Below are 25,984 nucleotides of genomic sequence, written 5' to 3'. Positions count from 1 at the left end.
GATCGGGAGTTCGCGACGTCACACTCGATTGCCGGCGTCGACGTTCAACGAGCGGACCAGTTGGGTGAGTTCGGCGTGGAAGAGCTTGTCCGGCGAGAGTGTCCGGGCGCGCAGGTGGCCGTAGATCTCCAGTGAGACCAGGCCGTGCAGGTGTCCCCAGATCCGCAGGGCCAGGGCTACCCCGGCGGGCGGTAGGGCGGGGAAGGCCGGGCGGACCTTGTCGAGGAGGCCGGGGTCGAAGTCGGCCCAGTCGAAGTCGCTGTTCCCATGGGCTTGTTCGGCGTCTGCCCAGGCGGCGTCCGCCAGTGCGGCGATGCCGATGCAGACCCGCCGGGCGGCTTCCGGGGCGGGGCCGCCGTCCGGAGCGCGGTAGCCGGGGACGGGGTCGCCGTAGATCAGCCGGAAGCCCTCGGGGTCGGCCCCCAGGTGCGGAAGGCGTGCGCGTCGCTCGACGAGATCGGCCTGCCCCGCGAATACGCCGCCGCCGTACGCGGCCACCGAGGTGAGGGGTGGTGGACGGGGGTGTCCGAGGGGATGGGCATACTGGCGCGGTGTCGAGTGCCGAGGAATCGCAGCAGCCTTCTTCCCGTGAGCCGGAGCCGGTGGTGCCCGGGCGGGAGGTGTCCGATCCGTTCGAGGGGCTCGTGCTGGACGAGCGGTTCGTGAGGGATGCCGCCGTCAAGGAGCAGGGTGCGCGGGCGCGGATGCTCGCGGCGCGGTGGCGGGTGGAGCCGCCGGTGGATCCGGGGGGTCGTCGGTGGGTGCCGGGGGAGGGTGCCGGCGTGGTGCGGCGGCGGCGGTGGTGGGTGCCGACCGGGCGGCGGCGCACGGTGGTGGTCGCGGGTACGGCGTTCGCGGTGCTGCTGGCGGTGATGGTCGGGGCGGATCCGTACGGGGTGCTGAACTGGGACGGTCCGGGGGGTTCGAGGGCCGTGCCCCCGTCTCCGCGGCCGGTCGCGGACGTCGCGCTGCCCGGCGGCGGGGTTTCCGACGGCAGCAGGTGCGGGGCCAAGGGCTTCCACTACTTCGCGGCGACGCCCGCGTCCTTCACGTACGCCCTCGGAGGGGACATGGCCGCCGCGCCACCGCCGGGGCCGCAACTCACGCTCGGCTCCTACGGGTTCGAGCGGCTGAGGGCGAAGGACCCCGGGCACCTCGGCTTCGGTCTGAACCTTGCCCCGGGCCCCGGCGGTCACGCGCTGGACCTGTCGGCGCCGCTCGGTCCGCAGGGCGTGGCGGTGGAGATCGAGGGCCCGGACGGGCTGGTCGCCGGGGCCCACGGTCTGCCGGTCACGAGCGGGGAGGACGCTGCGCCCGGTGCGGGTGGCACCGTCCACGTCGGGCCGGAGGGCGGCGCCTCCGTGCAGGTGACCCTCCCGGTCGAGGCGCTGTGCCCGGGGTTCGACGGCTCCGCTGTCGCCCGGCAGCTGATGGCCCCGATCGACTCGCACAACACCGTCATCGGTGACCCGCCCTACCGGCTCACCGTCTCCATCTCGGACCCGGCGATCGGCGCATTCCGGCGCCAGACCGGTTCGAAGGTGCCGGGCGACGTGCTGGCGACGGACAACCGTTGGCCCGGAACGCCGTCGGTGGCCTGACCTCGTACAGGTCTCGCCGGAAACTCTTTGGACCGATACTCCAGCGGCCGATCCTGATGACGCATTCCCTACTCGGTCCACACAGGGCCGGCCATTTCTTTTCAAGGGAGATAAGGGCAGCTGAATTTCCTGTAGAAGGGGCGGACTCACACCTCGGCCGACTCAGGGACCTGGCGCTGCCGGGTTTCCGTCAGCTCGCGGTTGAATAGCCGTCGCGGATAGACGGCCGTCAGCAGCGGGCTGGTCATGGCCGTGGTGACGACGGCCATCAGCACCATCAGCGAGTACAGCGAGGTGTCGAGCATGCCGAGCTGCAGCCCCACGCTGAGAATGACGAGTTCGGTCAGGCCCCGGGTGTTCATCAGTGCCGCGAGGGCCGCGGACTCCCGGCGGGCGATGCGGCAGGCGCGGGCGGCCAGGTAGGCGCCGCCGATCTTGCCGCCGATGGCGGCGAGGAGGATGAGGGCGAACTCGCCGATCGAGGCGGGGTCGATGGCGGACAGGTCGACCTTGAGGCCGGCGGCGAGGAAGAAGACCGGCATCAGGAGGAGGTTGCCGATCCGGCCGAGGCCCCCCTCGATCTCGCGGCGGAACTGCCCGGACTCGTCCCGGGGGACGACCAGGCCGAAGACGAAGGCGCCGAAGATGAAGTGCAGGCCCATCCACTCGGTCAGGGCGCCGGAGACCAGCAGCCCGGCGAGCACGGCGGTCAGGCTGCCGGCGCTGCCGGGGCGCCGGCCGAGGGAGAGGCGGCGCAGCAGCGGGCCGATCACCGTGAACAGCAGGAGCAGGTAGAGCGGGAAGAGCACCAGCCGCCACTGGTCCGTGCCGCCGTTCCCGACCACCGCCACCACCACGGCCAGCACCGACCAGGCCAGCACGTCGCTGGCGGCGGCGCAGGTGAGGGCGAGGCCGCCCAGCTGGGTGCCCTGCATGCGCAGGTCGGTGAGGATGCGGGCCAGCACCGGGAACGCGGTGACGGACATGGCGGCGGCCATGAAGAGGACGAATCCGGTCATGTCGTGGGTGGGGTGGTTGCGCACCAGGACGAAGGCGAGTGCGCCGCCGAGCACCATGGGCAGCAGCATCGAGCCCAGCGCCACGCCGGCCGCGGCCCGGCCCCGGCCCTTGAGGAGGCTTCGGTCGAACTCCAGGCCCACGACGAACATGAAGACGGCCACGCCGACGTTCGCCAGCGCGTTGAAGAAGGGCAGCTCACCGGCGGGGAAGAGCAGCCGGGTGTGGGCGCCGTGGAACAGGGTGGGGCCGAGGATGATGCCCGCGAGGATCTCGCCGATCACCGCGGGCTGGCCCAGCCGTTGCGCGGCGAGGCCGCAGAGGCGGGCGAAGCCGAGGCAGGCCGCCAGGCCGACGAAGAAGAGGACGAGCTGGTGTGACGTCATCTTGAATGGCCTTTCACAGCGATACGGCGATACAGCGATACGGTGACGCGGCGATACCGCGATACGGCGATGGAATGGGCCTTTTCGGCCATGGAGGGGGAGGGGGGAGAGAAATTCGAATCGGACTCTTCGAAGGGAAAGGGAAAGGGGGTAGCATCGGCTGGCACGGTTGACTGTCCAGCAGGGGGAACGATGAATCGTTTTGTGGACGAAATGACAGAGGTGTCGGCCGGGGTCCGGTATTCCCTGAAGGGCCTGGACGGCGTCGCGCCGTCCGCCTCCTCGGTGGTCGAGCTGATCGACCGCCAGTGCGCCCGGACGCCCGGGGCGGTGGCGGTGGCGATGGCGACGGCGGTGTCCGGTGCGGAGCGCCGGATCGGCTACGCGGAGCTTGCCGGTGACGTGGCGCGGCTGGCCCGGCGGCTGCGACAGGAGGGCGTCGGGCCGGGGCGGGTGGTCGGTGTGTCGGCCGAGCGCTCGCCGGAGCTGGTCGTCGCCCTGCTGGCGGTCCTGAAGGCGGGCGGTGCCTTCCTGTACCTGGACCCGGCGCTGCCCGCCGAGCGGCTGGGCTTCATGGTCGAGGACGCGGACGCCGCGCTGGTGCTCGGCCCGCAGGGCTTCGCCGGACGGCCGGTCCTGCCGCTCGACGCGCAGCCGGTAGCAGGTGAGGTCGAGGAGGCCGCCGTCGCGCCCGGGGACCTGGCGTACGTCATCTACACCTCGGGCTCGACCGGGCGCCCCAAGGGCATCCTGGTGGAGCACGCCGGTCTGCTCAACTACGTGGAGTGGCTGGTCACCGAGTTCGTGGCCGCCGGGAAGCCCGTGACCAGCCTGCTGCACAGCCCGCTCGGCTTCGACTTCTCGCTCTCGAGCCTCTTCCTGCCGCTCGTCACCGGCGGTGAACTGCGCCTGGCACCAGTCGAGTTCGAGCACGAGAGCCTGGCGGAGGCGATCCAGGACCAGACCCTCGACCTGGTCCGGCTCACCCCCTCCCACATCGAGGTGCTCCGGGCCGCACTGGACGGGCGGTGCGACCTGCCCGGCGCCCGGGTGCTGCTGATCGGCGGGGAGGTGCTGAGGGCCGGCCAGGTCGCGGCACTGCGCGCGCTCTTCCCGTCGGCCTCGCTCTACAACCACTACGGGCCCGCCGAGGCCGTCGTCGGCCGCTGCTTCCAACGGCTCGACGAGAGCGAGGAGTTCAGGCTCGCCGGCTACGCGCCGGGCGACCCGCTGCCGGTGGGCCGCCCGATCCCCCGTACGGAGCTGGTGGTGGAGCAGGGGCCGGACGGCGCGGGCGAGTTGCTGATCGGGGGCCTCGGCCTGGCGCGGGGCTACCTGAACCTGCCCGAGCTGACCGCGAGCAGCTTCGTCCGGTCCGAGCCGGACGGGCGGGTGTTCTACCGCACCGGGGACCAGGCGGCGGTGGACGCCCAGGGCCGGCTGACCGTGCTGGGCCGGGCCGACGACCAGGTGAAGGTGCGGGGCTACCGGGTCGAGCTCGGCGAGATCGAGGCCGCGCTGCGGGCCGTCGACGGTGTACGGGCCGCTGCGGTGGTGCGCACCGTGCGGCCGCAGGAGGCGCTCTGGGCCTTCGTCGTGGGCCTGGGTCAATCCCGGCTGGACGAGCCGGAGTTGCGCGCCGAGCTCCAGCGCAGGCTCCCCGCCTACATGGTGCCGCACCGGCTGCTCGCCCTGGACGCGCTCCCGCTCAGCGCCAACCGCAAGCTCGACCGGGCCGCGCTGCTGGCCGAGGCCGAGCGGATCGGCCTGGCCGCGACCGTGGACAAGGTGCCTTCGGTCGGGGGCGGCCGACTGGCCGAAGCCTACCGGGCCTGCGCCCAGGTGCTGGGGGTGGCGGAGGTCCGGCCGACGGACAACTTCCTCGCCCTGGGCGGGGATTCGATCACGGCGATGAAGCTGGCCGCGGCCTGCCGCAGGCTCGGCATCGGCCTGCGCAGCGTCCGGGTGCTCGCCACGGACACCCTGGCCGAGGCGTTCGCCGGCATCGAGAACTAGCGTGCGTCCTGCGGAGGTCACCGGGCAGCCCGGTGGCCTCCGCAAGACGCTACACACGGGCCGTCAGCAGGAAGAGCTGACCGGCCCGCTCCGGGTCCCGGGTGGTCTGGAGGTGGTCGAGCTCGACCAGCGCCGCCAGGGCGTCGGCGTCCTCGTCGGGGACGCTGACGCCGACCGCCTGCGCGTCGGGGAAGGTGCAGAACGGCGTCGTGACGACCTCGGCGAAGCCGGACTCGCGCATCTCCTGGGCGAGTTGGGCGGGCTCGGTGAGGCGCCCGCGCAGCTGGGCCAGCTCCATCGGGGAGTAGAAGGACAGGAAGCTCTGGAACGCGCAGCGCGGGTCCCAGGCGCTGACCACCAGGTGGCCGCCGGGGCGCAGCGTGCGCCGGGCCTGGGCGAACAGCCGCAGCCGCTGCGCGTCGGAGAGGTGGTTGACGGTGCCCATCATGCAGGTGATGAGGTCGAAGGAGCCGTCCCGGAACGGCAGCGCCGTCCCGTCGGCGACCACGAAGCGGCGCAGCCACTCCGGTTCGACGCAGGCCCGGACCCCGGAGTCGCGCAGGTCGATGCCGACCGAGCGGACGCCGTAGCCGGCCAGCACCTGCGGGTAGCGCAGGGTGCCGCTGCCGATGTCGAGGGAGCTGCCGATCCGGGTGGGGTCGACGGCGGTCAGCAGCTGCACCATCTCCAGCCGCTTCTTGACGGTGTCCTGGACGGACGTGTTGTCGAACTGGTGGTAGAAGGAGGAATCGTAGGCGTCGATACCGCGCTGGTCGACCGAGGGCAGCAGGTCGCGCGCCGCCAGCCGCCGGACGGTGGACACCGTCGGCGGCACCTCCCGGTCCGCATCCTGCGCGGCGGGCCCGGAGCGGCACTTGCGCAGGTACGCCCAGGCGTCCTGGTAGTCGGCGTCCCAGCTCAGCAGGAACTCCAGCTGCCGCGCCGCCTCCACCGTCCGGCCGCGCTCGCCCAGCCCCCGGGCCAGGTCGTAGAGGGCCTGCTTCTGCTCCTCGGACGGGCCGCAGGCGGCCGCCCGGCGGTAGACGGAGTCCGCGGCGGCGGCCGCGCCCAGCGCCTGGAAGCAGTCGCCCATGCCGTGCAGCGCCCGGGCCCGCAGGCGTTCGGAGGCGCAGGCGGCCTGGTAGTGGCCGACGGCCTCCTCGAAGCAGCCGCTGCGGGCGAACGCCGAGGCGGCCTCGAACGCCGCCTCCGGGTCGTCGGCCGGCGGGTCCGCACGGATCGCCAGAGTCATCTCCCGGTCCGCCTCGCCCGGCTCGATCACGCCCGCGTCGGCCAGCCGCCGCAGCCGCCGCACGGCGAAGCCCGTCGAGGCGGCGCCCAGGTAGAGCTCGGCGGCGCGGGCCGCCCGCTCGGGCGCGGGCAGCTGCCGCTCGGCCGCCAGCAGCGCGGCGGCCGCCTGCGCGGAGAGCCGCGGGCGCAGCCCGTACGCGGTGCCGGAGGCCGTGGTGGCGGTGACCAGGCCCTCCTGCCCGAGGTCCAGCGCGACGACCCTGCCGTCCAGCCGGACCTGCTCCAGCACGGTGCCGTCGAGCCGGGTGAGGACCCGCTCCCCGTCCGCCGCGATCTCCAACTCGCCTGCGATGGTGGCGATCCGGCGCGCACCCGGCAGGACGGGCCCCGACTCCTCGCGGCTCCACAGGATTCTCATGCGTCAGGCCCTCTCTTTCGGATCTTGCCGGGCGGGCCTTGCTCCCTCGGCGCCCGCCTGCTCGCGCAGCCGGGCGCTCAGTGCGGCGACGGTCGGCTGCTCGATGAAGGCGGCCAGGTCCAGCTCCACCCCGAAGCGCGCGTTCAGCTGGCTCAGCAGGGTGACCGCGATGAGTGAATCGCCGCCCAGGGTGAAGAAGTTCTCGTGCACGCCGATCTCGCTCAGCCCCACCGACTGCTCGTACAGCCGCAGGACTTCACGCTCGAGCGCGTCCTGGGCGGCGGTGCGGTCGGCGGAGGTGACGACGACGGGCCGTTCGGCGAGGGCGCGGCGGTCGACCTTGCCGCTGGGGGTGAGCGGGAAGCGGTCGAGGGTGACGAAGACGGACGGCACCATGGAGCCGGGCAGCGCGGCGGCCAGCTGTTCCCGGACGGCCGTGGCCTGCCCGTCGTCGGCGAGCAGGTAGGCGATCAGCCGACGGCCCGTTCCGGCGCCCTCGTGGACGACGACCACGGCGTCGGCCGGCCCGGGCACCGCCTTGAGCGCGGTCTCGACCTCGCCGAGCTCGACGCGGTGCCCGCGGATCTTCACCTGGTCGTCGCGGCGGCCGAGGAAGACGACGCGGCCGTCCGGTTCGATCCGGCCGAGGTCGCCGGTGCGGTAGAGCCGGGCGCCGGGGGCGCCGGCCGGGTCCGGCACGAACTTCTCGGCGGTGAGCACGGGCCGGTTGAGGTAGCCGCGGGCCAGCACCGGGCCGCCGATGCCGAGTTCGCCCTCGGCGCCGTCCGGCAGGGGGCGGCCGTGCTCGTCCAGGACGTACATCCGCGCGGTGCTGATCGGCCGTCCGATGGAGGGCAGTTCCGGCCAGGTGTCCGGGTCGGGGTCCAGCCGCAGGGCGGTGACGATGTGGGTCTCCGAGGGGCCGTACTGGTTCTCCAGGGTCAGGTCCGGCAGCTCGGAGAAGAACCGTCGCAGCGCGGGGGTGACGTGGAGCTGCTCGCCGGCCGTGATGATCTCGGTCAGCGACAGCGGGTACCGCCGCTGCTCGTCGGCCGCGCGGGCGAGTGCCTGGAGGGCGACGAAGGGCATGAAGACGCGGTTGATCCGGGCCCGGTCGACGAAGCCGAGCAGCCGGTTGGAGTCGCGGCGGACCTCCTCGTCGACCAGCACCAGGCAGCCGCCGCAGGCCCAGGTGCTGAACATCTCCTGGAAGGAGGCGTCGAAGCTGGCGGGGGAGAACTGCAGGGTGCGCGACTCGGGACCGCAGTCCGAGGCGGCCCGCTGCCAGGCGATCAGGTTGGACAGCGGGCCGTGACCCATCGCGACGCCCTTGGGGACGCCGGTGGAGCCGGAGGTGTACATCACGTAGGCGAGCTGCTCGGATGCGGCGGCCTGCTCCGGACGGGCCTGCGCGTCCGGCACAGCCGTCTCGAGCAGCTCGTCCAGCAGGATCACCCGGACGCCGGTGGGGACGGGCAGCCGGGTGAGGGCGTCGCGCTGGGTGAGCAGGACGGCGGCCCCGCTGTCGCGGATCATGAACTCCAGCCGCTCGGCCGGGTATCCGAGGTCCAGCGGCAGGTAGGCGGCCCCGGCCCGGAGGATGCCCAGGACGGCGACGGGGAAGTGGAAGGACCGGTCGGTGGCCAGGCACACCACCGTGTCGGGGCCGCAGAGCCGGGCGAGCTGGGCCGCGAGGTGGTCGGCCCGGCGGCCGAGCTGCTCGTAGGTGAGCCGCTCGCCTCGGTACTCGGCCGCCGGAAGATCGGGGGTGGCGAGCCGCTGGGCGGCGAACATCGCCTGGACGCTCGGCAGTTGGGGCATCTGTGACGGTTGCGCGGTCATGCCGTCTCCCCCGGAACGGGCAGGGCGGCGGTGACCAACGCGGCCAGCTCCCGCACGTGCGGTTCGGTGAACATCGAGAAGTGGTCGCCCGGGGTGCGCAGGGGCTCCACCGGCGCCTCGGTGAACTCCTGCCAGCTGTCGGCGGCCTGCCGCTGGTAGGCCGGGTCGCCGGCGGCGGCGAAGACCAGCGAGGCGCGCTCCACCGGACGGGCCGGCCGGTAGCGCAGCAGCGCCCGGGTGTGGGACTCGAACCGCGTCAGCCGGGCGAGCAGCTGCGGGTCCTCGACCGCCTCGGCGCCGGAGGCCTGCGCGGCGGTCAGGCCGAAGGCGCGCTGGACGAAGCCCTGTAGCTCCTTGTCCTGCGCCAGCGGCCGGTACTCGGGCAGGTCGGCGCCGAGGTAGCCGTCCAGCAGCGCCAGCAGCTCGACGGACTCGCCCTGCTCGCGCAGCCGTCCGGCCATCTCGAAGGCGATCGCGGCGCCCATCGACCAGCCGAGCAGCGCGTACGGCCCGTGCGGCTGGACGGCGCGGATGCGCTCCAGGTGCCGGGTGGCCAGGGCTTCGACCGAGGTGTCCGCGTCGTCGGCCGCGCCGAGGGCGTGCAGGCCGTAGACGGGCCGGTCGGTGCCGAGGTGCGCGGCCAGCTCACGGAAGCCGGTGATCTCGCCCCCGGCCGGGTGCACGCAGAACAGCGGCGTGCCGGTGCCCTGGCGCCGCAGCGGCACGGCGCCGTCGGACGGGATCGAACCGGCCGCGCCGTCGAGCAGCTCGTGGATGCGCTCGGCGAGGTAGGCGGCCGTGGCGGGCCGGCGCCCGTCGCTCTCGGGGGTGTCCTCGAACAGGACGGAGAGCGGGAGGACGGCGCCGAGGCGCTTCCTGATCCGGGCGATCAGCTGGGCGGCGAGCAGCGAGTGGCCGCCGAGCTCGAAGAAGCACTCGTTGCGGCCGATGCCGTCGATCTTGAGCAACTCCTCGAAGATCCGCAGGAGTTCGTCCTCGACGAGGTCGTGGCGGACGGCGGAGTCCTTGGTCATGCGGAGCCTCCGGGAGGGTCGATGTGGGGGAGGAGGGTGACCTCCAGCCGGTCGAGGCCGTGCAGGAAGGCGGAGGCCGAGCGGACGGGCACGCCGGCGGGCACGATCCGGGCGACGCGGGCGAGCAACACCTCGAGCAGGGTGCGCAGTTCGAGCCGGGCGAGGGCGGCGCCGACGCAGTAGTGCGGCCCGGCGCCCAGGCTCAGGTGCGGGTTGGGGCGGCGGTCGATCAGGAACTCGTCGGGCCGCTCGAACACGGACTCGTCGCGGTTGCAGGCGGGGATCCACAGCACGACCCGGTCGCCGGCCGCCAGCGCGGCCCCGCAGAGCTCGGTGTCCCGGGTGGCGGTGCGCATCACGTGCATGGGCGGCGAGGTCCAACGCAGCACCTCCTCGACGGCGGGCCCGAGCAGGTGCGGGTTCTCCGCCAGGCGGGCCCAGGCGTGCGGGTGCTCGGCCAGCGCGAGGACGGCGCCGGAGACGGCGTGCCGGGTGGTGCCCAGGCCGCCGTTGACCAGCCCGTCGCAGTTGAGCAGGATCTCCTCGTCGGTGAGCCCGCCCGGCCCGTCCTGGCCGCGCAGCAGGCTGCCGACCAGATCCTCGCGCGGCTGCTCGCGGCGGTCCTCCAGCATCTCGGCGAAGTAGCCGAAGATGCCCGCGCTGGCCGCCTGGCGGGCCGCCGGGGAGGCGTTCTCCTCGCGGAAGGCCGTCCCGGCCAGCGCGGCCAGGTGGTCCCAGTCCGCCTCGGGCACGCCGAGCAGGTCGCAGACCACCCAGGTGGGCAGCACCTCGGCGAGGCCCGTGACGATCTCCACCGGCCGGTCGCCGACCAGGGCGTCCAGCCGCTGCGCCAGCCGTCCTCGCAGGACCTCCCGGGCGCCCTCGAGCGCGCGGCGCTGGAGCCAGGGCGCCAGGGCCGCGCGCACCCGCCGGTGCTGCGGCCCGTCGGACACCACCAGCATCCGGCCCGCGGCGGCCCGCACCGCCGCCTCGGGCGCGCCCAGGCGCATGCCGTGGGTGGAGGTGAACAGCTCGGGGGCGTTCAGCACCTGGCTCGCCGCGGCGTGGCCGGTCACGGACCAGTAGGGGCCGAAGGCGGGGGAGGCCAGCCGACGGACGGGCGCGCCCCGGCGCAGCTCGTGCCAGGCGGCTGGGTGGTCGGGGCGCTGGTGGGCGGCCGGGTCGGTGGGGTCGAAGGCCGGGCACCCGGGGGGCGGGGCGGCCGCGCGAGGGCTGGTCATCGGGCGCCTCTCCTGGCGGCGGTGGTCCTGGCGGCGGTGGTCCTGGCAGTGGTGGCGTGCTCGGCGGCCAGCCGGTTCAGGGCGGCCCGGTCGAGCTTTCCGTTGGGCAGGGCGGGCAGCCGCTCCAGCACCTGGGCGGTGCGCGGCGCGGCGGCCTGCGGCAGCGCCGAGAGCAGGGCGCGGTAGAGCAGGGCCGGGTCGAAGCCGGGGCCGGGGGCCACCACGAAGGCCACCAGCCGTACGGGCGCGCCGGGTTGGCGCACCACCCCGACGGCGGCCGCGGCGGCGCCGGCGTGCTCGCGCACCAGCTGCTCGATCTCGGGGAGTTCGATCCGCATCCCGGCGAGCTTCAGCTGGTCGTCGGCGCGGGCGAGGAAGTGGACGGCACCGGCTTCGTCCAGCCGGGCCAGGTCGCCGGTCCGGTAGCCGGGCCGCCCCTGGACCGGGGCGAACGGACCTCGCTCGGTGTGTCCCGCGTACCCCAGGGCGACGCCGGGGCCGCTGACCCACAACTCGCCGCTGTCGGAGGCGAGATGGACGGAGGCGAGATGGACGGAGGCGCCGGGGATCGGACGGCCGATCGGGACGCTCGGGCCCGCCGCGTCCTCGGGCCGGCAGGTGTGCGCCAGGGACCAGACGGTGCACTCGGTGGGGCCGTACTCGTTGTGCAGCGAGGCCCCGGGCAGCTCGGCGAAGTGCTCCCGGACCAGCGCGGGCGGGCAGCTCTCCCCGGCCACGATCACGCACCGCAGGCTCGCCAGCGCCTCCCCGTGCCCGGCGTCCAGCAGCGCCGCGTACAGGGAGGGGAGCAGCAGCAGGTGCGAGGCGTGGTGCCGGGCGGCCGCCCGGGCGATGGCCTCGGTGTCCAGCGGGTTGGCGCCGGGCACGACCAGGTGCGCGCCGGTGGCCAGGGACCAGTAGATCCCGGCCGCCGAGCTGTCGAAGGAGATCGAGGAGCAGAGCAGGAAGACGGACGGGGCCTCGCCGTAGTACGCCGTCCGGGCCTCGGTGGAGTAGCCGAGGTTGCCGTGCGAGACGGTGACGCCCTTCGGGGTGCCGCTGGAGCCGCTGGTGTACATGGTGTACGCCGGACGGTCGGCGGGCAGCTCGGGCAATTCGGCCACGTCATCAGGGGGTTCGTGAGAGCCGACCCGGAAGGTCCGGTGCTCGGCCGACTCGGGCTCCCCGGCCTCGAGCACCAGGAACCGGGCGCCGGATGCTCGCAGCACCGTCTGCTGCCGCGCCGCCGGGAACCCGGTGTCGACGGGCACGTACTGCGCCCCTGCGGCGAGCACGCCGAGCATCGCCGCCACCGCCCAGCGGCCCGGCCTGGCCCGTACGGCCACCGGCTCGCCCGCCCGGACCCCGGCCGCCGCCAGCTCGCCGGCCAGCCGGGCGGCGTGCGCGTGCAACTGCCGGTAGGTCAGCGAGCCCTCCGGGTCGGTGACGGCCGGGTGGTCGGGCCGCTGCGCGGGCCAGGGGCGCAGCAGCTCGAGGATCGGGCGGGTCGGGCCGAGGGGCGGCCCGGCGATCGTGGTGAAGGCCGGACTCAACTCCACGGCGCCTCCCCGGCGGCGAGTCGGGACAGCGGCCGGTCCGGGTCCACGAGCAGGCCCTCGAGCAGGGCCGAGATCCGGCCGAGCAGCCGGTGCACGGTCGGTTCCTCGAAGAGTTCGGCGCGGTACTCCAGGAAGCCGCTGAGGCCGTCCGGGGCGTCGCGCAGGATCAGCGCGAGGTCGCAGCGGGTGGTGTCCAGGCGCGAGGGCATCGGCCGGACCTCCAGGCCCGCCGGCGGCTCCTCGGCGTCCCCGCCTGGCGTGGTGTCCAGCACCATCTTCACCTGGAAGAGCGGCGCGTGGCTTCCGCTGCGCCGGGGGTTGAGGGCGCGCACCACCAGGTCGAACGGCACCTGCTGGTGGGCGAGCGCCTCCAGGACGGTGGCCCGGGCGCGGCGCAGCAGCCCGCGCCCGCTCGGGTCCCCGGAGGCGTCCAGGCGCAGCACCAGCTGGTTGACGAAGAAGCCGATCATCCGCTCGCTCTCCGGCTCCTGCCGGTTCGCCACGTCGGTGCCGACGGCGAGGTCCGTACGTCCGGTGTACTCGTGCAGGGCGGCGCCGAGCGCGGTCAGCAGGACGGCGAACGGGGTGGTGTTGGTCTCCTGGGCGAGCGCGCGGACGGCCTGCGCCGTCCGCTCCGGCCAGCGCACGGGCAGCACCCGGCCCGCCGAGGAGAGCCGCGCCGGGCGCGGGTGGTCGGTCGGCAGGGGCGGCAACTGGGCGACGCCGTCGAGGTGTCGCCTCCAGTGGTCGAGCTGCTTGTCGAAGTGACCCTCGTCCAGCAGCCGCCGTTCCCAGGCCGCGTAGTCGGCGTACTGGACGGGCAGCGGCGGTGTGGCGGGAGCGCGCCCGGCGCTGAACGCGCCGTACAGCTCGCGCAGTTCGCCCATGAACAGGCCCATCGACCAGGCGTCGTGGACGATGTGGTGGAAGCTCAGCAGCAGCGCGTGGTCCTCGGGGGCGAGCCGCACCAGGTGGGTGCGCAGCATCGGCCCCTCGGCCAGGGCGAAGGGCCGGTGGTACTCCAGGTCGGCGAGCCGTTCGAGCTCGGCCTCCCGCACCTCGGGCGGCAGCCCGCCGAGGTCGATCAGCGGCGCCTCGAACGGCCGGTACGGGCGCACGGATTGGAGGGGCAGCCCCTCGGGGGCGACCAGGACGGTGCGGAGCACCTCGTGCCGGGCGACGATCCCGTTCAGCGCCCGCTGGAGCGCCGCCAGGTCCAGCGGCCCGTGCAGCCGGTCGAAGGCGGGGACGTTGTACTCGATGTCGCCCGGGCGGAGCTGGTCGGCGATCCAGAGCCGCTCCTGGGCGAAGGAGGGCGCCATCTCCTCGCTGCGGGCGACACTCACGAGGCGCGGCCGTTCGGCGGCTGACGCCTCCGGGGTCGCCGTCGCGTTCAGCAACCCGTCCAGGTGGGCGGCCAGTTCGCCGAGCGTGCGGTGCTCGAAGGGGGCGCGGACCGGGAGCTCCACCTCGAACCTGCGGCGGAGCCGGAAGACCAGTTGCAGGGTCAGCAGGGAGTGGCCGCCCAGGCCGAAGAAGTCGTCCTCGGCGGTGACCTCCGTGCAGTGGAGCAGGTCCTGCCAGATGGCGGCGACGGCCTGCTCGGTGTCGGTCAGCGGCCGTGCGGCGACCTCGATGGCCGGGCGCTCGGCCCCGGCCGCATCGGCGGCCGGGTCGGAGGCGAGGCGGCGCAGCATCGCCCGGTCGGCCTTGCCGTTGGAGGTGAGCGGCAGCTCCGCGAGCACCACGAACCGGGCGGGCAGCATCGGTTCGGGCAGCTGCCTGCGTAGGTGCTCGGTGATCTGCGGGACGGCGGCGGAGGCGGCCCGGTGCCAGAGCGGGTCGTTGGCGTACCGGCGGGGTTCGAAGGCGGGCAGCGGTTCGGCGGTACGAGCGGACGGCGTGGCCGCCGTCGTGTCCTCGCGCACCAGGACGGCTTCGAGGGCGCCGTCCGCCCGCCCGGTGTGCCAGCTCAGCTCGACCCGGTACCCGTGCCGCTCCTCCAGCGCCCACAGGTCCTCGGGGTCGACCCCGCCGGGCTCGCGAACGGCGGCCCCCAGCAACTCCCCGACCGAGGCGGCCGGTTCGCGCTCGGCGAGCAGCCGGTGCAGTTCGCCCGCCGCGGTGAGGCGGCCGTTGGGGACGTTCCGCAGCCGGAGCCGCGGTGGCTTCTGCTCGTCGAGCAGCCGGGCCAGGGCTTCGAGGTCCAACCCTTCGTCTGCCCAGTCGAGTTCAGATCCGTCGGGCTCGGAATCCCCAGGGGCGCCGACGGTGAGCACCACGTCGTAGCGGAAGCAGCTCAGCTCGTTGCGGTAGCGACCGCGCTTCGGCAGGATCCGGACCTCCCGGATGCCGGGCCACCGCTGCCCGATCTCCTCGAACAGCCGTGGATCCAGGCAGAGTTCGGGCTCGTTGGCGACCGCCCGTCGCACGCGCGAGCGCAGCTCGGCGATCCGCATGGCGGCCGGGGCCTTGTGGGCCTGCACCGAGGTGTGGAAGAGCTCCAGCAGCGGCAGGCTGCGCAGGTCGCCGAGGAACACGTGGCCCCCGGCGGGCATGGCGGCCACCGCGCGCTCGAGCACCTCCAGCAGGTACTCCACCGAAGGGAAGTACTGGATCACCGAGTTGACCACCACGGTGTCGAACTCCCGGCCCTCGGGCACGCTCAGGTGCGCGGGGGCCGCCAGGAGTTCGGCGCCTTCGGCGGCCGTCCCCGGCAGGGTGCGCCGCAGGTAGGCGATGGCGGCGGGCGACAGGTCGGTGCCCAGGTAGGAGGCGCAGGAGCCCGCCACCCGACTGGTGATCATGCCGGTGCCGCAGCCGATCTCCAGCACCCGTTCGGGGCGCAGCGCGCGGATCCTGGCGACGGTGTCGTCCAGCCAGGCGGCCATCTCGCCGTCGTCGAGCGGCCGGCCGGTGTAACTGCTGTTCCAGCCAGCCAGGTTGAACGTCGCGTCGCCGTCCTCGCGCAGGTCGCGGTAGGTGTCCTCGTAGAGCCGGTGCCACTCGTCCAGCCGCTCGTGCTGCCAGTCGGCGGCCTGCGACTGCGGCCGGAGGCGGACGAAGGCGGTGAGCTGGTCCTCGCCGGAGGGGCGGGGGACCAGGTCGACGGCGCACTGGCGGACGGCCGGATGGGCGGTCAGCGCGGCCTCGATCTCGCCGAGCTCGATCCGGTGGCCGCGCAGCTTCACCTGCTCGTCGCGGCGGCCCAGGTACTCCAGATCGCCGCTGGGCAGGTGGCGCGCGAAGTCGCCGGTGCGGTACAGCCGCGCGCCCGGCTCCTCGGCGAACGGGTCCGGCACGAACCGCTCGGCGGTCAGCGCGGGCCGGCGCCAGTAGCCGTAGCCGACGCCCGCCCCGCCCACGTACAGCTCCCCGGTCACGCCGACCGGTACCGGGCGCATGGCGTCGTCCAGCACGTACACCCGGGCGTTGGCGATCGGGGTGCCGATCGGCACCCGGCCGGAGGCGGAGCACTCCTCGCCGACCTGGTAGGCGGTGCAGGCCACCGCCGTCTCGGTCGGGCCGTACTCGTTGACCAGCACCGGGCCGCCGGGCCCGCGCAGGTCGGCGATCGAGTCCTCGTACAGCCCCTCGCCGCCGATGATCACCGTACGGGCGGGCAGCCGCCCGGCGCCGGGGGCCGGTTCGCGGTGCTCCAGCAGGCGCAGGTGGGAGGGCGTCAGCTTGACGAAGGCCGTCTGCGCGCCCGGCGCCACCTGGTCCAGCAGCAGCGGAAGGGCGGTGCCCGGCGCGGCCTGGGCGGGCGGCAGCAGCAGCCGCTGGCCGACCAGCAGCGGGGCGAAGACGCTGGTGACCGTCAGGTCGAAGGCGAGCGAGGAGTGCACGGGGACGCCCGCGCCGTCCTCCGGGGTGAACCGGCCGGTCACCCAGGAGAGGTAGTTGACGAGGTGCCGGTGGGCCAGCACGGCGGCCTTGGGTGTGCCGGTGGAGCCTGAGGTGTACATCAGGTACAGCGTGTCCTGGGGCGTGGCACCGCCCGTCGGTGCGGTGTCCGGGCCGGCGGCGATGGCCTCCCACTCGGTGTCCAGCCGTACGACCTTGACACCGGTCACGCGCGGCTCGCCCCGGGTGACCAGTGCGGCGGCGCCGCTGTCGGCCAGGACGGCGGCGTGGCGTGAGTCCGGATGCGCCGGGTCGAGCAGCAGGAAGGCCGCGCCGGACTTCATGATGCCCAGCAGCACGGCGATCGTCTCCGGCGCCGGGTCGAGCAGGACGGCGACCACCTCGCCCGGCCGGGCCCCCAGGGCGCGCAGGTGGTGGGCCAGCCGGTTGGCCGTGCGGTCCAGCTCGCGGTAGCCGAGCTCGACCCCCTCGGCGCTGACGGCCACGGCCTCGGGCGTGCGGGCCGCCTGCGCCTCGAACAGCTCGGTGAGCGTGGCCTCGGGCACCGGGGCGGCGGTGTCGTTCCACTCCCGCAGGATGCGGTGCAGCTCCTCGTCCGGCACGATCGGGTACGCGCCCGCCGGCCGCGAGGGATCGGCGGCGACGGCGGTCAGCAGCAGCTCGAAGGAGCGGGCGAACCGCGCCACGGTGGCCGCGTCGAACAGGTCCGTCGCGTAGTCGATGAAGCACTCCAGGCCCTCGGGCGTCTGGAGGATGTTGAGGTCCAGGTCGAAGCGCGCGGCGTCGGAGTCGGTGTCCAGCAGCCGCACGCGCAGGTCCGCCATCGACTCGGTCAGCGGCGGCGTGTTGTGCAGGGTGAAGTTGACCTGGTAGAGCGGGTTGTGGCCGAGGTCGCGCTCGGGGGAGAGCCGCTGGGCGATCTCGTCCACCGGGACGTCCTGGTGCTCGTACGCCTCCAGGCAGGTCCGCCGTACCTGGGCCAGCAGCTCCTCGAAGGAGGCGCCGAGGTCCGGCCGGACGCGGTACAGCAGGGTGTTGGCGAAGAAGCCGATCAGGCCGTGCAGTTCGGGCCGGCGGCGGTTGGCGATCGGGCCGCCGACCACCAGGTCCCGGTCGCCGCTGTAGCGCGCGAGCAGCAGCGCGAAGGCGGAGAGCAGCACCATGTGCGGCGTCGCGCCGGAGCGGGCGCCCAACTCGGTGAGCTGCGCGCCGAGTTCGGCGGAGATCCGGAACCGGTGGGTGGCGCCCCGGTAGCTCTGCACCGCCGGGCGCGGCCGGTCGGTCGGCAGCCGTAGCAGGGCGGGCGCGCCGCTGAGCCGCTCCACCCAGAACTCGAGCTGCCGCGCGCCCTCCGCGCTGCGCGACCACTCCTGCTGCCACCGGCTGAACCCCGCGTACTGCACCGGCAGCGGCTCCAGCGGGGACGGCAGGCCCATCTGGAACGCCTCGTACAGGTCCTGGAGCTCCCGGCCGAAGACGGCCAGCGACCAGCCGTCGATCACCGCGTGGTGGAACGAGGCCAGCAGCACGGCCTGTTCGGCGCCGAGCAGCACCACGGTGAAGCGCGCCACGGCCCCGGCGGCCAGGTCGAACGGGCGGGAGCGCTCGGCGAGCATCAGCCGCCGGTGCTCCCGCTCCCGTACGGTCCGGGGCAGCCCGCGCAGGTCGACGACCGGCAGCGGCGCGGGCCCGGGCGGCACGACGCGCTGCACGGGGGTGCCCGCGACCTCCAGGAAGGCGGTGCGCAGCACTTCGTGGCGGGCGGTGATCTCGTCGAGGCAGCGGGCCAGCACCGGGAGTTCGAGCGGGCCGGTCAGCCGGTAGGCGTTCAGGTTGTGGTAGAACGCGCTGTCCGGCTCGAGCTCGCTGAGGAAGAGGACCCGGCGCTGGGCGGAGGAGAGCGGGGCGTCGGTCTCGCTGGTGTGTTCGGTGGGCTCGGTCGGTGAAGTCAGGTCGCTCATGGGTGTGCCGGGCCTCCGGTCGGCCGGATCGCCACAGGCTCGCCGCCGCCGCCCGTCCGGTCGCCGTCGCGCAACGCGTCGACGACCCGGGCGAGTTCGGCGACGGTGGCGCTGCCGAGGAAGCGCTCCAGCGGCAGCTCGACGCCGAAGCGCTCCTGGTATCCGGTGATGAGGATGGTGGCCAGCAGCGAGTGGCCGCCCAGGACGAAGAAGTTGTCGTGCCGCCCGACCGCGTCGAGGCCCAGCTGCGCGGCCCAGTCCTCGGCGAGCAGCTGCTCGGTGGCGCCCACCGGCGCGGCGTACGGCGCCCGGCCCGGGGCGGGCTCGGTGGCCGGCCGGGCGGTGGGGGAGACCTGGGCCAGCGGCAGCGCGAGCTGCGCCACGCCCTGGTCGGGGTCGGCGGCCATCGCCTCGAGCACCAGCGCCCAGGCCTCGGCCAGCTGCGCCACCGTCCCGGCCTCGTAGAGGTCGGTGGCGTACTCGAAGGAGCCGGTCAGCCCGTCGGGGCCGTCCAGCACCGTACAGACCAGGTCGAAGGTGGCGCTCTCGCGGTCCACGGCGTGCAACCGGGCGTCCAGGCCGGGGAAGGAGAGCTCCGACGCGCGGTCGTCCAGCAGCTGGAAGACGGTCTGGAAGACGGGGTGGCGGCCGGGCTCGCGGACGCCGCCGAGCTCGGCCACCAGCTGCTCGAAGGGCAGCTCCTGGTGCTCGTACGCGTCCTGGCAGGTACGGGCGGTGCTGCGGAGCACCGCGCGCAGGGAGTCCTTCGGGTCGACGGCGGTCCGCAGCGGCAGCATGTTGACGAAGCAGCCGATCATCTCGCGCAGCTCCGGGCGTTCGCGGCCGGAGGTGGTGCCGCCGAGCACGATGTCGTCCAGCCCGGTGCGCCGGTGGGCGACGACGGCGAAGGCGGCCAGCAGGGCCATGAACAGGCTGGCGCCCTCCGCGCGGCACAGCGGCCGCAGCCGCTCGGCCAGGTCGGGTGCGAGCGGGGTGAGGTGGGTCCCGCCCCGGTGGGAGGGCCGCTGGGGGCGGGGCCGGTCGGCGAGGTCCAGCTCGGTGAGGTCGGCCAGCTCCTCGCGCCAGTAGGCGATGGCCGGGGCGAAGGCGCCGCCGTCGACGGCCCGGCGCTGCCAGGCCGCGTAGTCGGCGTACTGCAGCGGCAGGGCGGGCTCGGGATCGGCCCGGCCGGAGACCCGGGCCCGGTAGCGCCCGGCCAGCTCCCGCAGGAACAGGTCGAGGGACCAGGCGTCGGCGATGATGTGGTGCAGCGTCACCAGCAGCACGTGCCGGTCCGGGGAGAGCCGGATCAGCCGTAGGCGAAGCAACGGGGCGCGCTTGAGGTTGAACGTTTCCTCGGCCTCCTGGCGGGCCAGCCGCTCGACCAGCTCCTCGGCCGTCGGCGCGCCCTCGGCGAGCGGAAGGGCGGAGAGCGCGGAGAGGTCGATGAGGCGCAGCACGGGCTGCTGGGCCGTGACGACCTGCAGCAGCCTGCCCTGCATCGTGGTGAAGCAGGTGCGCAGGCTCTCGTGGCGCTCCACGCAGTCCCGCACCGCCCCGGTCAGGCAGCCGAGGTCGAGCTCGCCGGTCAGCTCGATGCTCCGGGCGATGTTGTAGACGGCTCCGGAGGGCGCCGTGCGGTCCAGGAAGTGGATCCTGGCCTGGGCCGAGGAGACCTCGGCGGCGGTGGCCCCGGCGCTCACCGCGAACCAGCCCCTGCGCTCGGTTCGGCGCGCGGTCCGGTGGACGGTTCGGCGGTCGGCTCGGCCATCGCCACGGCGATCCGGCGCGGCGGGGTGAACGGCTCGCGCCCGTGCGCGGTCAGCATGTTGTCCACGATCAGCACGTCGTCCTCGTGGTAGTCGAACCGGGTGGCGGCCGCGCGGTAGCAGTCCCGTACGTGCGCCATCACCTCGTCCGGGATGGCGCCGCCGTCGCCGAAGTAGCTGTTGTTCGGCAGGTCCTCCTCGTCGAACATCTCCCGCATGCCGTCCCGGACGTCGGGGGAGAGCGAGGAGAGGTGGAAGATCGCGGCGTGGTTGAACCAGACGGCCTCGCCCGTCTCCGGGTGGCGGTGCACCGCCTCGCGCACCGAGCGGGTGCGCAGCCGGCCGCCGGGCAGCCACTCGGCCTCGACGCGGTTGGCGGCGCAGAAGCGGTCCACGTCCTCGCGGCTGTCGGTGTCGAAGACCTCCTGCCAGGGCAGGCCGAAGTCCGAGCCGAAGTTGCGCACCACCATCCAGCGGCGGCGGGTGAACTCCTCCAGCACCGCCGGGTCCAGCGCGCGCAGCACCTGCCGGACGTCGGACAGCGGGGTGGCCCCGCGGTCGGCCGGGGCCTGCACGCAGTGGAAGAACAGCGTCATCGGCCAGGCGCTGCGGTAGGAGTTCTCGTTGTGGAAGAAGATCTCCTCGTGCGCCGGGTACTCCGTCGAGGTGTAGACGTGCCCTTTGATGGTGGTGCGCGGGGAGGAGCGCTCCTGGTAGGCGAGCGGCTCACCGGAGAAACGGCGCACCGCCTCCGCGAAGCCGTCCACGCCGCCGACCGGGAAGCCGCGCAGCAGGATCGCCCCGTGCCGGCGCAGGCCGGCCCGCAGCTCGGCGCGCCGAGCGGTGAGCAGCCCGTGCAGGTCGTCGGTGGGCGCGCCGGCGCCGATCACCAGCGGCAGCGTCGCGCCGCCGTCCGGCTGCCCGTTCATGCCCGGGCCGCCCGCAGGTCGGCGGGCAGCTCGAAGCGCAGGTCCTGCTCGCAGAACGCGCGCCACTGCGGGGTGGCGCTGTCCCACAGCACCTCCTGGTCGGCCAGCACCGGGTTGCGCACGACCGTGAGGTCCTCGCGCAGGAACACCACCGTCTCGTCGGGCAGTTCGGCGCTGCCGGGCAGGGCGGAGTCCGCCCAGTCGGCGAAGCGGCGGACGTCGCGGAGCAGGAAGCCCCGGTAGTACGTGTTCACTTCTGCGCCTGCCTCTCCTCCATGCGGACGCGCAGGCTCAGTGGCCTGATGTCCGTCCAGACGTCCTCGATCCGGCGCAGGCACTCGGCCCGCGTGCCGCTGGTGCCCTCGTCCCGCCAGCCCGCCGGTGCGGGCCGGTCGGCGGGCCAGATGGAGTGCTGCTCCTCGTGGTTGACGACCACCCGGTAGCGGGTCCCGTCTTCGAGCTGTTCCGTCGTCACCGTGCCTCCTCGGGCAGTTGGATGGTCTCCCGCTCGACGGGGATGATCGGGCCCAGCAGGGCCGTCGGCGGCCGGGCTTCCCCTGGCTGCTCCTGGATGGCTGCGGCGAGCCCGGCCACGGTGGGGGTCCTGAAGAAGGTCCGGACGGGGATCTCGGCGCCCCACTCCTCGCGCACCTGGGCGATCACCTGGAGGGCGAGCAGCGAGTTGCCGCCGACGGCGAAGAAGTCGTCGTGGACGCCGACCCCGGTGCGCCCCAGGGCCTGTTCCCAGAGCTCGGCCAGGCGCAGCTCGTCCGGGGTGCGGGCCGGGGCGCCGTGGGCGGGCGGGGTCACCTCGGTGCCGCCGGCCGTGGCCAGGGCGGCGCGGTCCAGCTTGCCGTTCGGGGTGGTCGGCAGCGCGGGCAGCAGCACCAGCCGGTCCGGGGTCATGTAGAGCGGCAGGCTCTCGCGCAGCACCGTGTACCAGTCGGTGGGCCCGGCGCCGGGCCGCGGCACCAGGTAGGCGTGCAGCCGGCGTTCTGTCGGGTCATCGCCCTCGGTGACCACCACGGCGTCCTGGACGCCGGGCGTGCGGCGCAGGGCGGCCTCGATCTCGCCGAGCTCGACCCGGTAGCCGCGGATCTTGAGCTGCTGGTCGCTGCGGCCGAGGTACTCGATCCGCAGGCCCCCGGGGGTCGGGCGGTGGCGGACGCGGTCGCCCGTACGGTAGATCCGCGCGCCGGGGGTGGTGCTGAACGGGTGGGGCAGGAAGGCGGCGGCGGTCTGGCCGGGGCTGCCGAGGTAGCCGTGGGTCAGGCCCGGGCCGGCCAGGTACAGGGTGCCGGGCACGCCGGGGGGCACCGGTCGCAGCCGCTCGTCCAGGACGTACGCCTCGGTGCCGGGCAGCGGGGTGCCGATCAGGATCTCGGGCCCGTGCTCGGCCTGCGGGTCGACGGTGAAGTAGGTGCTGTCGATCGCGGCCTCGGTGACGCCGTAGCAGTTGACCACCCGGGTGTTCGGGCCGGCGAGCCGCTGGATGCGGGCGAGTTCGTCGCACGGGTAGGTGTCGGAGCCGACGATGAGCAGCTTGAGGAAGTCCAGGCCGTCACCGGTCGCCTCCACGTGGTTGACCAGGTTCCGCAGCACGACGGGCACGAAGTCGGCGACGTCGACGCCCTCCTCGCGCATCAGCCGCAGCAGCCGCTCCGGCTGGAGGGAGACCTCGCGCGGGCAGACGACCAGGGCGGCTCCGGAGCCCAGGCAGCGGGTGAACTCGCCGAGGAAGCCGTCGAAGCAGAAGTTCGCCATCTGCAGGTGCGCGGTGATCCGGCCGCGCAGGGCGAAGGCCCCCTGCCAGGCCAGGTGGAAGGTGGTCAGGCCCCGGTGCGCGGCCAGCACGCCCTTGGGCCGGCCGGTGGAGCCGGAGGTGTAGATCACGTAGGCGAGGTCCTCGGGCCCGGTCGACCGGGGCGGGCGGGTGCTCGGCGCCGGGGCTTCGCCCGCGAGAACCAACTCGACTTGCGCGTCCGCGAGTTCGTCGCCGAGTTCGTTCGTGAGGTCGTTCTGGACGATGACCAGGCGAGCCCCGGCGTCCTCCAGGATCAGTCGGCGGCGGGCGGCCGGGCTCTCCAGGTCCAGCGGCAGGCAGGCCGCGCCGGCCTTCCAGACGGCCAGCACGGCCACCGCCGTACGGGCCGAGCGCTCCATCAGGATGCCGACCCGGTCGCCGGGGCGGGCGCCCGCCGAGTGCAGCCGGTGCGCGAGCCGGTTGGCGGCCCGGTCGAGCTCCCGGTAGCTGAGCCGGTCGCGGCCGCTGACCACGGCCGGGGCGTCCGGGCAGCGGTCGGCGTGGGCCTCGATCAGGTCGAGCAGGGTGGGCGCCTGCGGCTCCGGTACGGGGGCTCCGGCGGCGGCCGCCAGGGCGGCGGCGTGCTCGGCCGGGCCGGTCAGGGTGACGTCGGCCAGCGGTGCGTCGGGCTGCTCGACCAGCCGGCCGAGCACCGTACGCCAGTGGCGCAGCAGCCGCTCGACGCTCTCGCCGCGGTAGAGCCCGGTGTCGTAGTGGGCCAGGAACTCCATGCCGTCGGCCCGGTCGATCGCGTCCAGGGTCAGGTCGAACTTGGCCACGCCCGCGTCCACTTCGTGCACCTGGACGTCGAGGCCGCCCGGGTCCAGCGGCCCGGCGGCGGGCACGTGCTGGAAGGCGATCTGGAACAGCGGGCTGACCGACGGGTCCCGTTCGGTGCCGAGGGCGGCGAGCACCTCGTCGAAGGGCAGGTCCTGGTGCCGGTACGCGTCCAGGCAGCCGCGGCGCACCCGGGCCAGGGCCTCGCGCAGGGTCCGGGCGCCGGTCAGGTCGGTGCGCAGGACCAGGGTGTTGAGGAAGGGGCCGATCAGCTGGTGGGTCTGCGGCTCGTCGCGCAGCGCGGCCGGGGCGCCGATCGCCAGGTCCTCGCGGTCCAGGTGGCGGGAGAGGGTGACGGCCAGGGCGGTGAGCAGCACGATGAACGGGGTGCTGCGCTCGGCCCTGGCGAACGCCCGTACGGCGTCGGCGAGTTCGGCGTCCAGGGGGAGCCTGGTGGCCGTCGCGGGGGCTGTCCGGCGGGGCTTGCGGGGGAAGTCCGGCGGCAGTTCGGTGGTGCTGGGCAGGCCCGCCAGCCGCTGCCGCCAGTAGACGAGTTGGCGGTCGTACTCGCCGGGGGACAGGCGCCAGCCCTCCTGCTCGGCGGCCACCTCCGGGTACTGGGCGGAGAGTTCCGGCAGCGGGTGCGACCGTCCGGCGGTCAGCGCGTGGTAGCAGCGCAGCACGTCGCGGACGAGGACGGTGGTGGACCAGCCGTCGGAGACGATGTGGTGCAGGCTGAGCAGCAGGGTGTGCCGCTGCGCCGACTCGCGCACCAGCACCGAGCGCAGCAGCGGGCCCTCCTGGAGGTCGAAGGGCTGCGCCGCCAACTGCCGTGCCACGCGCTCGGCTTCGGCCTCACGCGCCGCCCCGGGCAGGCCGCTCAGATCGACCAGCGGGGTCGGCCCGGCGGGCTCGGCGGCGATCCGCAGCACGGGCCCGCCCTGCACGGCGGGGAAGCGGGCGCGCAGCACCTCGTGCCGGCGCTGCACCTCCAGCAGGCTGCGGGAGACGGCCGGGTGGTCGAGCGGGCCCTCGATCCGGACGGCCGAGCAGACGTTGTACTGCGGGCTGCCGGGGGAGAGCCGGTCGAGGAACCAGAAGCGGCGCTGCGCGGGCGACAGCGGCCGGTGCGATCCGGTGGCGGTCATGCTCACACACCCTCCGTCAGCGGGCGCTCGGGAGCGGTGCGCCACAGCGCGGTGCGCAGCCCGTACAGCGCGGTCAGCAGGCTCCCGACGCCGATCAGCAGGCAGACGGCCTTGACGCCGTACGCGGAGGCCGCCGCGGTGAGCAGGCCGGCGCCGAGCGGGCCGAGCGCCGAGTGGATGGTCCAGAACGCCGAAGTCACCCGGCCCAGCAGCTTGTCGGGGGTGACCTCCTGGCGCAGCGACATCGAGCTGATCCCGCCGACACCGGTGCTGGCCAGCATCACGCAGGACAGCGCGGCGATCACCGGGACGCTCGCGGACAGGCCCAGGCAGGCGATGGCCGCGCCGCACAGCACGTTGGCGCCGATCCAGGTGGCGCCGAAGCCGATCCTCCGGCGGATCCGCGCCACCAGCGAGGAGGCCACCATGGTGCCGATGGTCGCGACGGCGAGCACGTAGCCGACGGTGCTGTCGCTGTGGCCCAGCGAGTCCTTGAGGTAGAAGACGATCAGGTCGGTGATGCCGTAGTTGAGGAAGGTCAGCACCGAGAGCAGCACGGTGAGCGGCCGCATGATCGGGTGGTCCCAGAGGAACCGGGCGCCGGCCAGGAACTCCGCCAGCAGCGCCTTGCGCCGGCTGGTCGGCGGCTGCTCGGCCACCTGCTCGTCGTCGTGCTCCTGCGCCCGCTCGCGGGTGCGCACCAGCAGCACGCCCAGCGCCGAGACGACGAAGCTCGCGGCGTCGACGCCGATGGCGACCTGGGGGCCGACCGCGGCGCAGACCACGCCCGCGACGACCGGGCCGATGACGCTCGCCACCGCGAAGGAGCCGTAGAGCCTGCCGTTGGCCTCGGTGATCTGGTCGCGCTCGACCAGGCTGGGCGTCATCGCCACGTAGCCGACCCGGAACAGCATCGCGAAGGCGCCGGCGACCGGCACCACCGTGTAGATCACCCAGAGCTGCGGGGAGAACATCCAGGCCAGCGGGATCAGCGCGTAGAGGACGCCCCGCGCCACGTCGCAGACCAGCAGCAGCAGACGGCGGTCGACCCGGTCGACGACGACCCCGGCGAACAGGCCCGTGAGGATCGAGGCGGCGCCCTGGAGTGCCGTCACCATACCCATCTGGACAACGGATCCGGTGGCGTGGAGAACCAGGAGGGGAAGCGCCACGTAGGAGAACGAATCACCGAGGGAAGACAGCGTTTGAATCGTCAGGAATAGCTTGAAATCGCGGTTCTTCCATAATGAGCCGGAAACGTTCGGCACTGCTTCCCCTTGCTGGAGTCGCTGATCTGGAACGAGGCGAGACGTCAGTAGATCAGCCCTGTCGGCGCTCCGTCAACCCTTCTTGGCTGGTCCGGA

16 protein-coding genes are annotated in these 25,984 nt (G+C 74.0%); 2 read left to right on the top strand and 14 right to left on the bottom strand.

Annotated elements, in window-relative coordinates; genetic code table 11:
* Positions 1 to 18: 18 nt before the first annotated feature.
* On the bottom strand, positions 19 to 498 hold the full coding sequence (locus ACIBCA_RS03040) for a TetR-like C-terminal domain-containing protein (protein ID WP_396281026.1): 480 nt from the start codon (positions 496 to 498) through the stop codon (positions 19 to 21).
* Positions 499 to 551: 53 nt separating this feature from the next.
* Between ACIBCA_RS03040 and ACIBCA_RS03035 the strand changes: the two genes are divergently transcribed.
* Complete coding sequence (locus tag ACIBCA_RS03035) at positions 552 to 1,601, top strand: hypothetical protein (RefSeq protein ID WP_396281025.1); 1,050 nt, start codon at positions 552 to 554, stop codon at positions 1,599 to 1,601.
* A gap of 146 nt (positions 1,602 to 1,747) precedes the next feature.
* Here the strand turns inward: ACIBCA_RS03035 and ACIBCA_RS03030 are convergent, their stop codons facing one another.
* The gene (locus tag ACIBCA_RS03030) at positions 1,748 to 3,004 is read right to left on the bottom strand and encodes a cation:proton antiporter (protein ID WP_396281024.1); all 1,257 of its coding nucleotides are present in this window, start codon (positions 3,002 to 3,004) and stop codon (positions 1,748 to 1,750) included.
* 213 nt (positions 3,005 to 3,217) lie between these two features.
* Between ACIBCA_RS03030 and ACIBCA_RS03025 the strand changes: the two genes are divergently transcribed.
* The gene (locus ACIBCA_RS03025) at positions 3,218 to 5,020 is read left to right on the top strand and encodes a non-ribosomal peptide synthetase (RefSeq protein ID WP_396281235.1); all 1,803 of its coding nucleotides are present in this window, start codon (positions 3,218 to 3,220) and stop codon (positions 5,018 to 5,020) included.
* Between the two features lie 49 nt (positions 5,021 to 5,069).
* Here the strand turns inward: ACIBCA_RS03025 and ACIBCA_RS03020 are convergent, their stop codons facing one another.
* The 12 genes from ACIBCA_RS03020 to ACIBCA_RS02965 are packed head-to-tail and all read right to left on the bottom strand — an operon-like array spanning position 5,070 to position 25,888.
* On the bottom strand, positions 5,070 to 6,689 hold the full coding sequence (locus ACIBCA_RS03020) for a methyltransferase domain-containing protein (RefSeq protein ID WP_396281023.1): 1,620 nt from the start codon (positions 6,687 to 6,689) through the stop codon (positions 5,070 to 5,072).
* A 3-nt stretch (positions 6,690 to 6,692) separates the two neighbouring features.
* Positions 6,693 to 8,531, bottom strand: coding sequence for an amino acid adenylation domain-containing protein (locus tag ACIBCA_RS03015; protein WP_396281022.1), 1,839 nt, complete (start codon positions 8,529 to 8,531; stop codon positions 6,693 to 6,695).
* A complete protein-coding gene (locus ACIBCA_RS03010) occupies positions 8,528 to 9,565 on the bottom strand; it encodes an alpha/beta fold hydrolase (protein WP_396281021.1) in 1,038 nt (345 codons plus the stop codon). Before ACIBCA_RS03010 ends, ACIBCA_RS03015 begins: the two co-directional genes overlap by 4 nt.
* A complete protein-coding gene (locus tag ACIBCA_RS03005) occupies positions 9,562 to 10,806 on the bottom strand; it encodes a cytochrome P450 (RefSeq protein ID WP_396281020.1) in 1,245 nt (414 codons plus the stop codon). Before ACIBCA_RS03005 ends, ACIBCA_RS03010 begins: the two co-directional genes overlap by 4 nt.
* Positions 10,803 to 12,365 (bottom strand): amino acid adenylation domain-containing protein, encoded by a 1,563-nt coding sequence (locus tag ACIBCA_RS03000; protein WP_396281019.1) that lies wholly within the window; start codon positions 12,363 to 12,365, stop codon positions 10,803 to 10,805. The genes ACIBCA_RS03005 and ACIBCA_RS03000 overlap by 4 nt, the downstream gene beginning before the upstream one ends.
* Positions 12,356 to 18,193 (bottom strand): amino acid adenylation domain-containing protein, encoded by a 5,838-nt coding sequence (locus tag ACIBCA_RS02995; RefSeq protein WP_396281018.1) that lies wholly within the window; start codon positions 18,191 to 18,193, stop codon positions 12,356 to 12,358. The genes ACIBCA_RS03000 and ACIBCA_RS02995 overlap by 10 nt, the downstream gene beginning before the upstream one ends.
* On the bottom strand, positions 18,190 to 19,896 hold the full coding sequence (locus ACIBCA_RS02990) for a condensation domain-containing protein (protein WP_396281017.1): 1,707 nt from the start codon (positions 19,894 to 19,896) through the stop codon (positions 18,190 to 18,192). The genes ACIBCA_RS02995 and ACIBCA_RS02990 overlap by 4 nt, the downstream gene beginning before the upstream one ends.
* Positions 19,893 to 20,891 (bottom strand): TauD/TfdA family dioxygenase, encoded by a 999-nt coding sequence (locus tag ACIBCA_RS02985; protein ID WP_396281016.1) that lies wholly within the window; start codon positions 20,889 to 20,891, stop codon positions 19,893 to 19,895. The genes ACIBCA_RS02990 and ACIBCA_RS02985 overlap by 4 nt, the downstream gene beginning before the upstream one ends.
* A complete protein-coding gene (locus ACIBCA_RS02980; RefSeq protein WP_396281015.1) occupies positions 20,888 to 21,145 on the bottom strand; it encodes a hypothetical protein in 258 nt (85 codons plus the stop codon). The genes ACIBCA_RS02985 and ACIBCA_RS02980 overlap by 4 nt, the downstream gene beginning before the upstream one ends.
* Positions 21,142 to 21,366, bottom strand: coding sequence for an MbtH family protein (locus tag ACIBCA_RS02975; RefSeq protein ID WP_396281014.1), 225 nt, complete (start codon positions 21,364 to 21,366; stop codon positions 21,142 to 21,144). The genes ACIBCA_RS02980 and ACIBCA_RS02975 overlap by 4 nt, the downstream gene beginning before the upstream one ends.
* Positions 21,363 to 24,620 carry an amino acid adenylation domain-containing protein gene (locus ACIBCA_RS02970; protein ID WP_396281013.1) on the bottom strand — a complete coding sequence of 1,086 codons (3,258 nt, stop codon included), beginning with the start codon at positions 24,618 to 24,620 and terminating at the stop codon, positions 21,363 to 21,365. Before ACIBCA_RS02970 ends, ACIBCA_RS02975 begins: the two co-directional genes overlap by 4 nt.
* Before the next feature lie 2 nt (positions 24,621 to 24,622).
* On the bottom strand, positions 24,623 to 25,888 hold the full coding sequence (locus ACIBCA_RS02965) for an MFS transporter (protein ID WP_396281012.1): 1,266 nt from the start codon (positions 25,886 to 25,888) through the stop codon (positions 24,623 to 24,625).
* Between the last annotated feature and the right edge of the window lie 96 nt (positions 25,889 to 25,984).

Source organism: Kitasatospora sp. NPDC051170, from assembly GCF_044455705.1.
Lineage (GTDB): Bacteria > Actinomycetota > Actinomycetes > Streptomycetales > Streptomycetaceae > Kitasatospora.
Note: the sequence above shows the minus strand (reverse complement) of the source record. Positions and strands in the feature narration are given on the sequence as shown.

Coding starts and splice junctions, on each gene's coding strand:
- ACIBCA_RS03005 (WP_396281020.1), bottom strand. CDS start 10,806: ATGACCAGCCCTCGCGCGGCCGCCCCGCCCCCCGGGTGCCCGGCCTTC.
- ACIBCA_RS02985 (WP_396281016.1), bottom strand. CDS start 20,891: ATGAACGGGCAGCCGGACGGCGGCGCGACGCTGCCGCTGGTGATCGGC.
- ACIBCA_RS03030 (WP_396281024.1), bottom strand. CDS start 3,004: ATGACGTCACACCAGCTCGTCCTCTTCTTCGTCGGCCTGGCGGCCTGC.
- ACIBCA_RS03015 (WP_396281022.1), bottom strand. CDS start 8,531: ATGACCGCGCAACCGTCACAGATGCCCCAACTGCCGAGCGTCCAGGCG.
- ACIBCA_RS03020 (WP_396281023.1), bottom strand. CDS start 6,689: ATGAGAATCCTGTGGAGCCGCGAGGAGTCGGGGCCCGTCCTGCCGGGT.
- ACIBCA_RS02995 (WP_396281018.1), bottom strand. CDS start 18,193: ATGAGCGACCTGACTTCACCGACCGAGCCCACCGAACACACCAGCGAG.
- ACIBCA_RS02970 (WP_396281013.1), bottom strand. CDS start 24,620: ATGACCGCCACCGGATCGCACCGGCCGCTGTCGCCCGCGCAGCGCCGC.
- ACIBCA_RS03010 (WP_396281021.1), bottom strand. CDS start 9,565: ATGACCAAGGACTCCGCCGTCCGCCACGACCTCGTCGAGGACGAACTC.
- ACIBCA_RS03025 (WP_396281235.1), top strand. CDS start 3,218: ATGACAGAGGTGTCGGCCGGGGTCCGGTATTCCCTGAAGGGCCTGGAC.